A 14,686-nucleotide genomic window follows, 5' to 3' on the forward strand; every position below is an offset into this window, starting at 1 on the left:
AGAGATTTCATTTGTGATAAGTTGGTATTTTCCTAATTTAAGTGCCGACGGTGACCGTTTTAAAGGACGTTCTTATAGTAATCATTTTAAAAATGCTCTGGAAATTGGTCAAGAAATTGCTGAAAATTTCACCAATTTACATCAAAAAACAGCGTCTTTTGTTGATATGTTTTATAATAAATCAACATTACCATATTGGTTTTTAAACCGAACTTTTGCAAACACATCAACTTTAGCAACTGAAACTTGCTATCTTTTAGAAGATGGTCGTTTTTGGGCTTGGGAAGGTATTGGTTATTGCCCAGGAACCTGTACCCACGTTTGGCATTATGCCCAAGCTATGGGACGCGTGTTCCCTGAATTAGAACGAAATTTAAGAGAGCAAACCGACTTTTCGGTGATTGAAAGTAATGGGAAAATTGACTTTAGAGGCGGTAGAGCCAATAGAGATGCTACCGATGGACAAGCAGGTATTGTTTTAAGATCGTACCGTGAGCATCAAATGACTGTAGACAATATCTTTTTAAAAACGAATTGGAAATATATTAAATCGGCATTGCAATATCTAATTGATATGGATGCTGAAGATGGTGAAGCAAATGGAATGATCTACGGAGAACAGCACAACACCTTAGATGCCGAATGGTATGGCAACATTCCTGTAATAACTTCTTTGTATTTGGCAGCATTAAAAGCAGGTCAACAAATGGCAATTGAAATGGAAGACAATAGCTTTTCTAAAATGTGCACAACCATTTTGAAAAAAGGGAAAAAAAATATAGAAACCCTGTATAATGGTGAGTATTTTGTTCAAAATGAAGACCCAAAACACGAAGATGCTATTGGTATTGGTGCGGGTTGTTATATAGATCAGGTATTCGGACAAAGTTGGGCATTCCAATTAGGATTGGGACGATTGTATAATAAAGAAATGATTCAAAATTCATTAGACGCTCTTTGGAAATACAATTTTGTGCCTAATATGGGTGAATTTAGAAAATCGTTACCAGAGAGTTTAGCAGGTCGCCCGTATGCGATTGATGACGATGCAGGTTTAGTCATGTGCACGTGGCCAAAAGGCGGTAAAAAAAGTGATTGGAAAAAGCACTGGCAATTTGGATATTTTAATGAATGTATGACAGGGTTTGAATACGAAGCAGCAGGACATATGGTTTGGGAAGATAAAATTAAAGAAGGATTAGCCATTACTAGAGCCATTCACGACCGTTACCATGCAGGAAAAAGAAATCCATACAATGAAGTAGAATGTAGCGACCATTACGCAAGAGCGATGGCAAGTTATGGTGTGTATTTGGCAGCTTGTGGTTTTGAGTACCACGGACCTAAAAAACATTTGGCTTTTGCTCCTAAATTGAACCCAGAAAATTTTCAAGCAGGATTTATAGCTGCTGAAGGTTGGGGAACGTATACGCAAACACAAAGTAGAAATACACTACAGGTATCTATTGAATTAGCATCAGGAAATTTGGGACTTAAAGAAGTCAGTTTAGAAATTCCAAATGGAAAAAAATTAAAAAAAGCAGTACTACATTTAAATGGAAAACGAGTAAAAAACACTTGTACAACAAAGGCTTCTAAAGTATTAATAAAATTCAAAGCATTAGAAGTTATTGAAAACGGAAAATTAATTATTGAAATAAAATATATGTTCACATAATAATACAGTTATGACTTTAAAATTAAGATTGAAAATAGTAACGAGTCTTATACTCATAATTGGAGCTGTATCTTGTACTCAAAAAGTAAAAGTTGTTAAAAATGACACTACCCATTCAATGGATTCATTGAAAACTTTTGGAACGATGGGTAAAGAACTCAAAGTGTTAAAAAAAGGTAGTGAAACCGAATTGTTTTCATACCAAGGTAAAGGATGTATTACTCATATGTGGTTTGGAGGACAAGAATTGAAGCATATTGATATTAAAATCTATGTTGATGGCGAAGTGCAACCTTCCATTGATATGGAAATGTATTTGGGTCATGGTATTGGTTTTAAGGATGATTTTTCACCATGGGGAACAGAACGCATGGGAAATATTGGAGGAGAAAGTGGCATCTATAACACGTATAAAGTTCCTTTTGGAACCAACATAAGAATAACAGCTCAATTAACTGCAGAAGGTAAAGAATTAGAGAATTTTTGGTGGATTTTTAGAGGGACTGAAAATTTACCTGTTGAATTTAATGGTGTAAAACTACCAGACAATGCTCGTTTAAAATTACATAAATTAGAAAAACATAAAGCACAGCCTTTAGAAGAATTTTCAATGTGTGATATTGACGGGTCGGGTATGCTATATCAAGTAACAATGGAGGCCAAGGGACTCCGTAAAACTAATCATTGGAAAGACCTGTCATTTATGGAATCTTGTATAAGAGCATATATTGGAGGGAAAAAGGAGCCACTATTTTTGTCATCGGGATTAGAGGATTATTTCCTTGGTACATATTATTTTAATAAAGGAAGATATACCAATATGTTGGCAGGATTAACTCATTTTGATAAAGAAGAAAACGAATTTTCAGGATATAGATTACATGAAAATGACCCCGTGTTTTTTCAAAATGGAATGAGATTAACCAATCGCTGTGGTGAAGAAATTGATGGTAAAATTTTTCATGATCCACCAGCAACAGAATATACAACCTATGTGTGGACGTATGAATGGTAATTTTTAAAAGCAATTTAAATGAAAAGTAAATTAAATATTTTGGTATGTATTATAGCAATATTTTGCTGTGGTTTAGCCTTTGGTCAGGCAAAAGATTGGCCTGTTTTAAAAACATATGTAGGTAAATATTTAGATGAAGTAGCAATGCCACTAGGGGGTATAGGTACGGGTACGGTTTCAATTGGAGGTCGAGGTGATTTACGCGATTGGGAATTGATGAACAGAGGTGCTTTGGGGTATTTACCAGCTTTTAAATTTGTGCAACCGACAATTGCCAATGGGCCTTTTTTCGCCCTGTATTACAAAGAGCAGGATAAAGAAGCGGCTATAAAAGTATTGGAAGGTCCTGTGTCTACCAGAGACTATTATGGTGATTGGGGTGCGGATGCTGTAAATTCAGGATTTCCACGCTTTGAAGAAACCACCTTTTCAACAGCATATCCGTTGGCACAAGTCTATTTTAAGCATAAAGAAGTGCCTGTGGATGTCCGTTTAGAAGCGTTTAATCCACTCATTATGGGGGATGCCGATAAAAGTGGAATTCCAGTAGCCGTATTACGATATGTGATTACTAATAATACAGACAAGCCTATAGAAACCTCTGTAGTTGGAATGGTTCCTAATTATATAGGAGTAGATGGTTGGTCTGGAAAGCCAAAGGATAATTATAACGATTATAAGGAAACGAAAAACCTAAAAGGACTGTATATGTATTCTGAAGGTGTAGACAAAAAAGACACCAATTGGGGGACGATGGCTTTGACTACTATGGCTAATGAAAATGTTACATACAGAACATCGTGGGCTAAACTAGGATGGAATTGGACGTTTCGTGAGTTTTGGGATGATTTTATTGCTGATGGAAAACTAACAGACCATCCAGACAGAAAAAAAGTAACCGATAGTAATGGTAAAACAACATTTATAGGTGGACATAATGTAAAGGACACCAAAAAAATAGAGACACCTCCAGCAACATTAGCTGTAAAACAACTATTGCAACCAGGAGAATCTAAAAAAGTAACGTTTATGCTTACTTGGTATTTTCCAAATCGTAGAGCATGGGATCATGGTGTTCATTCTGGTGGCGGTGGACCTGAAATTGTAGGTAATTATTATACAACACTTTACGAAAACGCTTGGGATGTGGCTGAAAAAACGGCTAACGAACTTGAATCTTTAGAAAATGAAACGGTAAATTTTGTATCAACTTTAGTGAATAGTGATATTCCGTCGGTTTTACAAGAAGCAGGGTTGTTCAACTTAAATAATTTGAGAAGCCAAACAGTTTTTAGAACCGCTGATGGTTTGCCTTTTGGTTTTGAAGGAACTGGAAGTATTAAAGGCACAAAAATAGGAGCTGATAAATCCTCGGGTTGGGGTTATGGAACTTGTACCCACGTTTGGAATTATGAATCTACCACTCCGTTTGTTTTTGGAAACCTCGCTACTAAATTTAGAGAAGTCGAATTTTTGCACAGTGTTAACGATAATGGTGGTCAAAGCCATCGTGTAGGCTTACCTATAAAGGAAAGAGGGAAAAATATGCAAAGTTGGGCAGCAGATGGACAAATGGGAACGCTTATAAAAGTATATCGCGATTGGCAATTATCGGGTGATGATGAGAAGTTAAAAGAAATGTGGCCATACATTAAAAAGGCAATGGCTTTTGCTTGGACAGGAATTTGGGACACCAATAAAGATGGTGTAATGGAAGGGAGTCAGCATAATACGATGGATATTGCTTACAAAGGTCCAAATCCGCAAATGGCTGGTTGGTATTTAGGAGCATTAAAAGCTTCAGAAAAAATGGCGTCGCATCTAAACGATAAAGCCTTTGCTAAAGAATGTAAAACACTTTTTGAAAAAGGAAGTAAATGGATTGATGCTAATATTTTTAATGGAGAATATTATGAGCATCATATCCCAGATGGAACTTCAAAAGTAGCACAGTTAGGAAAAGGCTGTTTGGTAGATCAATTGGTGGGACAATATTTAGCACATACCGCTGGATTAGGATATGTTTTAGATAAAAGCAACGTGCAAACCACTTTAAAAAGTATTATGAAATACAATTATGTAACCAACTTTAACGAACATTTTAATACCTTTAGAAGTTTTGGGTTAGGAGATGAAGCTGGTTTGGTAATGGCATCCTATCCAAGAGGAGAAAAATTAGATTTTCCATTTCCGTATTATACCGAAATTATGACTGGTTTTGAATACAGTACTGCGGCACATATGATTTATGAAGGTCAGGTAGAAAATGGACTTCAAATTTTTAAAGACATTCGTAACCGTTATGATGGCTATAAAAGAAACCCTTTTAACGAAGGCGAATATGGTCACCGTTATGCACGAGCTATGGCAGCTTGGGCAGGTATTTTAGCTTATACAGGTTTCAATTATTCGGCCGTAGATAAATCAATGAGTTTCAATGCTAAAAATGGTACTTATTTTTGGTCCAATGGGTATCAATACGGAAGCGTAAAAATTTCAGGAAACAATAAACAAAAAACAGTAACCTTACTATCTAAAAATGGTGATTTCATTTTAAAATCATTCACATTAAACGGTTTTGGTGCTAAAAAATTCAGAAAAGGAAAAAACTTAGAAAAAGGAAAAGAAATTCAGTTTAAAATATAAAAATAGGGACAATATGACGACTTTATACACTGAAAATAATGAAAACATTAAAACAATCAAGTATCACATATAACCGTAATAACAATAACACCTAGTATGGGACATAAAGAACTGATACCTTATAATTACTTCTGTAAATTTTCAGTAAAAAAATATTATCAGACTCAAACTATGTTAAAAAAAATTAAGCAGTTCTTGCCAATACTAATATTTGCCACCAGCATTTCGCAAGCACAAACATTTAATGTTACTAGAATCCAAGACGTTTACAAAATACAGGTAAATGTAAACGGCTTACCTTATTTGTCTTCACCTTCAGAAGGGTTATGGTCTATTGCTACCACGTGGAAAAATGATTGGCCAACAGATTGGAAACATGCAGAAGCGACCAGTTTTAATACCTATGGAGAATGGACTGTTTTAAGAGGTAAACTGAGCTTACCTCAAGGCGATTGGCATTTTCAAGATGCGTATAAACAAGAAAAAGACAAAGTAAAATGTATTCGTAGGTTTGAGTGGAGAGGCAATGAAGAATTAGATAGCATTACATTGGCTATTCGCTGGAAAGTAAAAGCTGAAAAAGCACAAACTTTTTTACCAGGTATTTTGTATTATGGAAATCCGTCAGGAGAAAAAAATGGAGTTAGAAAAATTCCAGTATATCATGGTGAAACAGGAGAGAAAGCCATTTTTGAAGAACACCGTTATACCATGCCATTTGCGAGCTTAGAATGGCAAGACACAAATGCGTTTAAAGGTGCGGCATTGCACAGTATACCAAGTCCCGTAGTTGGAGCAAATCATTTTGACCAGTGGTGGTCTCTTGGAGTTGAAGCTTTTGAAAGTGACTCTGAATTGGTATTATTATCGGGCCCTATAACTTATAATAACAGGTTAAGTGTCGCCAAAGCACTACAAACTAAAGAAATGGCGTATCCTGATACATTTATGAAAGTTAAACCCGGAACGGTTATAGAAAAGACCTTTTATTTAGAAGCTTATGATGTTGATTCTAAAGGAGCTGGTTTTCAAAAACCTTTGTACAGTTCTATCGCAATTTTTAATCCTTTTTATGTAGGAGACTTGCCTAGTTATAACGATATTTTAAAATCAAAATATCAATTTACAAAAGCAAGGTATATGGAAACTCCCACCTATGCAGGTTTTAATATGTTTCCAGAAAATATTGTACCACAGATAGTATTGGGTTGGGCAGGACAATCAGAAGCACCAACATACGCATTACAAGTTTTAAAAGAGCGATTTAAAGATGATAATATTTGGGGTATGGTTCAAAAGTCATTGGACCACATAACCACATCAACCATAGGTAAAGAAGGTTTTATGGTGAACTATAATACCAATACAAAAAAATGGTCGTCAACAGACCCTGTTTCTCAAGGTCAAGCCATGAATAGTATTATTTTAGCTATTAAAACGGGCAGAAAAAGACAGGAGATAAACACCAAATTATGGGAAACCTTTATAAAGAAAGTATGCGATATTCATTCTAAAAGAATTTTGAGTAATGCTTGGAATCCAATAAATACAGCCGAAGCATTTTATATTTCACCTTTATTAATTGCTGGGAAACTTTTTAAAAATGAAACCTATAAAAAAGCAGCCTTAAAAATGACCGAATATTACGGCAAACGTCATTTGGATATGACTGAACCTTATTGGGGTGGTACATTAGATGCTACTTGTGAGGATAAAGAAGGGGCTTGGGGTGCTTTTCAAGGATTTTTAGCAGCTTATGAGCACACCAAAGAACCAAAATATTTAAAATGGGCAAAACACGCAGGAGACGTAACGTTAAGTTATACAGTGGTTTGGGACATTCCATTACCCGCTGGTCGCTTGGCAGATCATAACTTTAAAACTAGAGGTTGGACTGGGGTTTCACCTCAAAATCAACATTTAGATGTTTATGGTGTTTTAATAGCACCATCCATCTATAAATTAGGGGTTTATACCCAAAAAGAATCGTTAAAGCAATTATCAAAAGTAATGTACAGAAGTTGCGGACAGCTTTTAGACCCGTTTGGTTCGCAAGGGGAACAAATTCAACAAACTAATTTTGCACAACACGGCGACATGTCTAATGTGTTTAAATTGCGTGGTGGGTATTCCGAAGGATGGACAGTATATTGGATAACGGCACATTTTTTACACGCAGCAGCTCAATTTGAAGAAATGGGTGTGAAATTGTAAAATGAATTTTAAAAAATGATTTACATCAAATAAACTTATAAAAATAAAAGAAATCAATGAGAAAAATAATTGTAGGAGGCATTTTGTTAGTTTCATTTTTGTATAACCACTCTGTTAATGCTCAAGAAAAACAATCCTTAAAAGTAATCAGTTATAACATATGGAATGGTTTTGATTGGGGTAAAGATATTGACCGAAAAAGTAAATTTATAGATTGGATAAATATGCAAAAACCAGATGTATTTGCATTGCAAGAGTTGTGTGGCTATACTCAAGAGAAATTGTTGACTGATGCTAAAAAATGGGGGCACAATTATGCCGAAATTGTAAAAACATCAGGTTATCCAGTTGGTATTACATCCAATAAACCTATAGAAGTAAAAGAAAATATATTAGAAGGAATGCATCATGGTGCATTGCATTGTAAATCGGCTGGTATAGATTTTCTAGTGGTTCATTTTTCACCATTTAGTTATAAGAAAAGACACGAGGAGGCAAAAATTATTTTAGATAAATTAGGAGACATTTCTAAAAGACAAAAAAAGTATATCGTTTTAGGTGATTTTAATGCAGTATCACCTTTTGATGCCGATTTATACAAAAACAAACCCAAGTTAATTAGTGAATCTAAAGCGTCAGAAGAAAAGCATAGTCATGTTAGAAATTTATTTCATGGCGAGTTAGAGTATGGGGTTTTAGGTACTTTTTTAAGTTCACAATTAATAGATGTAACTCAAAAACATACATCAGGTTGGGACGATAGAGTGAGTTGTCCGACTCAAATTTTTGAAACAGAAAAAGGGGATGAAAGACATGAAAGCTCTATACGGATAGACTATATTTTGACTTCGCCACTGTTGTCAAAACAATGTATAAATGCCAAAGTGATGAATAAAAAAGAAACATTTTATTTATCAGACCACTATCCGGTTATTGCAGAATTTGAATGGTAGATTTTAATAAATAAATTAAAATGATAAAAAGTACAAAGTTAGGAGTCTTAATATTGCTAATCTTTTGTTTGTCTTGCCTGAAAAAAAAGGCAAAACAAATAGATTTTGAACTAAAACCTGTGACGTACAGTTATACAGAACTATCTGGAATTGGTTTAGAAAAAGGAATTACTAGAAGAGACCCCAGTGATGTTATAAAAGTTAATAATACCTATTATGTGTATTACACTAAAGTAATAGGGAAAGCTGCAGGCTATTGGGGAGATTTATGGTGTGCGACTTCTAAAGATGAGGGCTTCACTTGGGAAGAACAAGGACAGATTTTAGGCATTGGAGATGAAAAAACTTTTGATTCACAGGCCGTTTTCACACCGAATATTATAAAAGGAAACGAAAAATATTATCTATTTTACACAGGTGTAAAGCCTACGAAAGGAAGAACTGATGGTGTTTTCGAGAATAACTCTACAACAGATATCACTGCAATCGGTTTAGCCGTAGCAGACACTCCAGATGGTCCTTTTGAAAGAATTAGTAGTGAGCCTGTAATGAAAATTAGTGATGAGGCCGAAAAATTTGATAGCTATAGAATTGATGATGCGGCATTGCTATTTAAAGATGGTAAATATTTATTATTTTATAAAGGTAGAAGTAGAACCCACGGAGCAACAGGACCAGCTCATACACAAATGGGCGTTGCAGTGGCTAATCAACCAGAAGGACCTTATGTAAAACATAAATCACCTATTTTAGACAACAGTCATGAAGTTATGATTTGGAAACAAGGAGAAGGTATTGCTGCTTTGGCATCTATTTCGTCCACTTTAGAATATTCGCAAACAGGATTAGATTTCACAACGGATAGAAAAACAATAAAAGTAACAAACAGACCATTTGCCCCTGGAGCATTTCGAGCTGATTTGACTGGTGGAGAATCAGAAAAATTGGAATGGGGAATCTCTATGATTCATAATGATGTCGATTGCTATTTGGTAAGATATGAAGTAGAAGAAGTTCAAAAAAAAGAAAATAACTAATAAAAAAAAACATGCAAAAAATGTATTTAAAATCGGCACTCATATTTTTTTGTGTAGTTACAATAAGTAGTTGCAAAAATAAAGTTTCAAAAGAATCAAATGACACAAAAAGTGATATTGAAGAAGTATCATTTGAAAAAGGAACTTTTGGTTTTGATAAAAACTTTCTTCAAAAAAACTATAAAAACACGCTTGTATTAGAAAGTGATGATAAAAAAGCAAGTTTGGTGTTATCTCCTGAATTACAGGGACGAGTGATGACAAGTACATTAAATGGAAACGCAGGGACTAGTTTTGGTTGGTTGAATTATGATTTAATTGCTTCTAAAGAGTTAAAAGAACACATTAACCCTACAGGTGGTGAAGAACGGTTTTGGTTGGGTCCAGAAGGTGGGCAGTATTCCATTTTTTTTAAACCAGAGGTAAGTTTCGATTTTGAAAATTGGTACGTGCCGGCAGAATTAGATACAGAAGGTTTTGATGTTGTCGAGCACAATTCTAATAGTGCAATTTTTCATAAAGAGATCCATTTAATTAATTATTCAGGGACGAAATTAGATATTGATGTAAATAGAAAAGTATCATTACTTACTAAGGAACAAATAAACGACGCCTTGCAATTAGGAACAGAAGATTTTTCAGTAGTTGCTTATGAAACATTCAATGTTGTTAAAAATATTGGTGCAGAAGATTGGAAAAAAGAATCTGGTTTGGTGTCTATTTGGTTGTTAAGTATGTTAACGCCTTCACCCGAAACAACAGTAATTATTCCAATTAAAGAAGGAACTGAAGCTGAATTAGGGACAAAAGTAAAAGACGATTATTTTGGAAAAGTAGCCAATGATCGTTTAAAAAAGACTGAACAAACTATTTTCTTTAAAGCGGATGGAGCTAGTCGAGGTAAAATTGGCGTTTCTCCTACTAGATCTACTAAATTTATGGGAAGTTATGATGCCAAAAATGAAACTTTAACCATTTTAGAAATCGCAGCACCTAATCCTAAAGATGGGTATGTGAATTCTGCTTGGAAAATGCAAGAAAAACCATATTCTGGAGATGCTTTAAACTCTTATAATGACGGTCCGTTGGAGGATGGCTCGCAAATGGGACCATTTTACGAATTAGAAAGTTCATCGCCGGCATTGGCATTGGCAGCTGGAGAAAGTTATACCCATGCACAACGCATCTATCACTTTAAAGGAAAAAAGGAGATTATAAATCAAATAGCTGAAAAAATACTAAAAGTATCAATTGATGAAATTAATACTGCTTTTAAATAAAAGAATAAACTGAAGGTTTTAGCAGGTTACATAGAATTATAACAAACTACAACACAATGCTTAAGAAAATATTACTACTGGTTTTAGCAGTTATTTCATTCCAAATGAACGCACAAAAAGCAGATGCCGAAGTTTATTCAGGCAAACAATTAAAATACGTAGGAATGCCTGTTGGAGGAATTAATACGGGGCAAGTGTATCTAGGTGGTGATGGACAATTATGGTACTGGGATATTTTTAATATTCAACGAATAGACCCAAATAGTCCAGGTGCAGGAGATAAATTTTACATCAATCCAATGATTCAAAATAAACAGTTTGAGCAAGGGTTTGCCATTCGTGTAAATAAAAAAGTATTAAACAAAGTATCTACACCCCATATTAAAACGTTGAATAGTAACGGCTTTTCTGATGTAACTTTCAGAGGTGAATATCCAATTGGAAAAGTCACTTATAAAGAGGTTGGTTTTCCGGTTTCTGTTGCTTTAAATTCGTATTCTCCATTTATTCCAACAGACAACGAATCGTCTGATTTCCCTGCAGTAGTAATGGAATATACGATAACAAACGATTCCGAAAAAGAAGTGTCCGTCGATTTAATTGGTTGGCTACAAAATATGGCTAATTATAAAATGGCAAGTGCTGCAAAAGGAAAAGCTCAAAATGAAATTATAAAATCGGGAGAAGCACTGCAATTAGTTGCATCGTCAAAGGTTACTAATGAAGAAAGCAAAGATTTACCAGATTATGGCAATATGTCTCTAACACTTATAGAAGGAACTGATGCATGGGGAACACCACAAACGTCTAGCGATATAAAATATAATCTTAACAAAGTTAATGGCTCAAATCAAGTAACTTCAAAAACCAATCTGGGAAACAAATTAATTGGTGCTATAGGAAAAAATATGCTTTTAAAAGCTGGAGAAAGTAGAACCTTAACCTATATGTTGTCTTGGTATTTTCCAAATGTTCATCGTAAAGAAAGTGGTTTTCATAATTTAAAAAACAAAGAAAATTTACGACATTATTATAGCAAAAAGTTTACATCCTCAGCAGATGTAGCAAACAAAATTGCTGCAAACACAACTAAATATTTAGAAACAACAAAACAGTGGAATAAAACGTGGTATGATGCGTCATTACCGGCTTGGTTTTTAGATAGAACTTTTGTGAATACAAGTATTTTAGCAACCACTTCTTGTTATCGATTGGATGATTTAACCGATGATCCAGATAATGAAGGACGTTTTTATACGATGGAAGGTGTATATTTAGGGGAAGGAACTTGTACGCATGTATTTCATTATGAACAAGCACTGGGAAGAGTTTTTCCAAATTTAGCAAGACAATTAAGAACACAAGTCGATTATGGTTTATCTTTTAAAGAAAATGGTATTATTGGTTATAGAGGAGAATTTAGTGGGTCAGGTAGTCATGACGGTAGAGGTTATGCTGTTGACGGACAGGCGGGAACCATTTTGCGAGCCTATCGAGAACACACCACTTCTTCCAACAATGAATATTTAAGAGCATATTGGCCAAAAATTAAAAAAAGTGTGGAATATATGATAGCACACGATGCCGAAAAATCAATAACACCAGACGGTATTTTAGAAGGCATACAATACAATACCTTAGATAAAATGTGGTACGGTAAAAATACTTGGCATAGTAGCATGTACAATGCCGCTTTACAAGTAGGTGCTGCTATGGCAACAGAAATGAGAGATAAAAAGTTTGCTAAAAAATGTAAGGCTATTGCTGAATTAGGGAAGAAAAATATGACCAATCAATTATTTGATGGTGAATATTTTATAAATATACCAGACCTTGAAAACACAGAAAACCCTAATACAGGTGTTGGTTGTCATATTGACCAAGTGTTGGGACAATCTTGGGCTAATCAAGTAGGATTACCTCGTGTATTACCAAAAAAAGAAACGGTTAGTGCTTTAAAAGCAATTTATAAATATAATTTTCAAGATGATGTTGGAAAATATTTAGATACGGCGACTATTAAAAATGTCCGTTTTTACGCGTTACCAGGTGAGGCGGGAACTATTATGTGTACATTTCCTAAAGGTGGGGCATTAGAATCTAAAGGCACAAAAACGGCAGATTGGGATAATTTAGTGGTGGGTTATTTTAGTGAAAGCATGACTGGTTTTACCTATCAAGCCGCTGCTCACATGATTTCAGAAGGTTTGGTAGATGAGGGAATGACCATGATTAAAGCCATTCATGATCGTTATTCACCCAATAAAAGAAATCCGTATAACGAAATTGAATATGGCAATCATTATACACGAGCCATGTCAAGTTACGGAGCATTTATTTCGGCTTCTGGTTTTACATTAAATGAACCGAATGGAAAAATTGGTTTTTCACCAAAAATTAATCCCGAAAACTTTAAATCGGCATTTATTACTGGAAATAGTTGGGGTACATTTTCGCAAACTAAAACTGCTAAAAAATTAAATAGCTTTATAACATTGACCTATGGTACATTAACGTTAAGTTCATTTGATTTGGATGAATTTTCAACTGCCAATTTCGTAAAGATGACACTTAACAATAAAAAAACAAAGGCGAAATTAAAAAAGGAAAATCATAAGATTGTAGTATCTTTTAAAGAACTTCACTTAATAAAAGGTGATAAATTAACAATAGAAATATATTGAAATTTAAACAAATGGAACGACGCAAATTTATAAATCAATTAGGCTTAGGAGCAGCTGCTTCGTTAGCATCTACAACCCTATTATCATTTACACCATCAATCAAAAATAACACAACCGATAAAACTTTAAATTTTGGTATTGTTACTGATGTGCATAAAGATTTAATGCCAGATGCAAACCAACGTTTAGAAACCTTTATTCATCAAGCACAAGAACGAAATGTAGATTTCATTATACAGATGGGAGACTTCTGTATGGCTGAGACTAAAAACAAAGACTTTTTAAAAATTTGGGAGCAGTTTAAAGGACCTAAATATCATATTTTAGGAAATCATGACATGGATAAAAACTCTAAAGAAGAGGTATTAGATTTTTGGGGTATGCCAAAAACCTATTATTCATATGATTTTGGAAGCTATCATTTTATTGTGTTAGATGCTAATTTCTTGTATGAAGACGGAGAATTTATAGATTACAAAAATGCTAATTTTTATGTAAATGATAATGTTAGAACATTTATTGACAATGAACAAATTGAATGGTTTAAATCAGATTTAGAAGCTACAGATTCACCAACTATTGTGTTTTCCCATCAAAGTTTATGGCATTACCAATGGGGTGTGAAAAACCGACTAACACTTCAAAAAATAATGGAAAAACACAAAGAAAAAATAATTTGTTGTTTAAATGGCCATAATCATTTAGACTATCACCATCATCAAAACGGAATCGATTATGTTGAAATAAACAGTATGTCTTACCAATGGATGTCTGACAAATACAGTAGTACAGAACGTTTTTCAAAAGAATTATATAAAAAATATGGAAACCTACATCACATAGCAGGTTACAAAGACCCATTGTATGCCTTTGCTAGCATAAATTCAAAAGGAACTATGCAAATAGAAGGTGTAAAAAGCCAATGGATTTCTCCTTCTCCTTACGAAATGGGTATGCCTAAAGGCATTGACGGAATGGTTTATTCTGCAGAAATTTCTGACTATCAACTTAAGTTTTAAAAAATCAATATTAATACGCAGTTGAAATAACATATACGACATACCTCCACGAAACAAAAAAGCATCCCGATTTGGGAAGCTTTTCATCAACTAACATGCGTTAGAGTAGTTTTATCTATAATCTATTAAATCAAATTTTAAAATCGGTTTTGGAAGGCCA

9 protein-coding genes are annotated in these 14,686 nt (G+C 34.3%); all 9 read left to right on the forward strand.

The genetic code is table 11. The features are described from left to right. The first annotated feature begins 13 nt into the window (after window positions 1-13). The 9 genes from D3P13_RS02170 (at window position 14) to D3P13_RS02210 (ending at window position 14,526) form a co-directional block, all read left to right on the forward strand. A complete protein-coding gene (locus D3P13_RS02170; RefSeq protein WP_117879656.1) occupies window positions 14-1,678 on the forward strand; it encodes a GH116 family glycosyl hydrolase in 1,665 nt (554 codons plus the stop codon). Between the two features lie 10 nt (window positions 1,679-1,688). After that, window positions 1,689-2,693 (forward strand): DUF2961 domain-containing protein, encoded by a 1,005-nt coding sequence (locus D3P13_RS02175; RefSeq protein WP_117879657.1) that lies wholly within the window; start codon window positions 1,689-1,691, stop codon window positions 2,691-2,693. Window positions 2,694-2,711: 18 nt separating this feature from the next. Beyond that, window positions 2,712-5,339, forward strand: a complete 2,628-nt coding sequence (locus D3P13_RS02180) for a GH116 family glycosyl-hydrolase (protein WP_117879658.1) — start codon at window positions 2,712-2,714, stop codon at window positions 5,337-5,339. A gap of 171 nt (window positions 5,340-5,510) precedes the next feature. Beyond that, window positions 5,511-7,553 (forward strand): hypothetical protein, encoded by a 2,043-nt coding sequence (locus tag D3P13_RS02185; protein WP_117879659.1) that lies wholly within the window; start codon window positions 5,511-5,513, stop codon window positions 7,551-7,553. A 56-nt stretch (window positions 7,554-7,609) separates the two neighbouring features. Then, a complete protein-coding gene (locus D3P13_RS02190) occupies window positions 7,610-8,506 on the forward strand; it encodes an endonuclease/exonuclease/phosphatase family protein (protein ID WP_117879660.1) in 897 nt (298 codons plus the stop codon). Window positions 8,507-8,526: 20 nt separating this feature from the next. Then, window positions 8,527-9,543 (forward strand): family 43 glycosylhydrolase, encoded by a 1,017-nt coding sequence (locus tag D3P13_RS02195; protein ID WP_117879661.1) that lies wholly within the window; start codon window positions 8,527-8,529, stop codon window positions 9,541-9,543. A gap of 11 nt (window positions 9,544-9,554) precedes the next feature. Further along, complete coding sequence (locus D3P13_RS02200; protein ID WP_117879662.1) at window positions 9,555-10,823, forward strand: DUF6786 family protein; 1,269 nt, start codon at window positions 9,555-9,557, stop codon at window positions 10,821-10,823. A gap of 56 nt (window positions 10,824-10,879) precedes the next feature. Beyond that, window positions 10,880-13,507 carry a GH116 family glycosyl-hydrolase gene (locus D3P13_RS02205; protein ID WP_117879663.1) on the forward strand — a complete coding sequence of 876 codons (2,628 nt, stop codon included), beginning with the start codon at window positions 10,880-10,882 and terminating at the stop codon, window positions 13,505-13,507. An 11-nt stretch (window positions 13,508-13,518) separates the two neighbouring features. Further along, window positions 13,519-14,526: a metallophosphoesterase family protein gene (locus tag D3P13_RS02210; RefSeq protein WP_117879664.1), complete on the forward strand. Its 1,008-nt coding sequence runs from the start codon at window positions 13,519-13,521 to the stop codon at window positions 14,524-14,526. Window positions 14,527-14,686: the final 160 nt, after the last annotated feature.

The sequence above is a fragment of the Aureibaculum luteum genome, assembly GCF_003449015.1.
GTDB classification, from domain to species: domain Bacteria; phylum Bacteroidota; class Bacteroidia; order Flavobacteriales; family Flavobacteriaceae; genus Aureibaculum; species Aureibaculum luteum.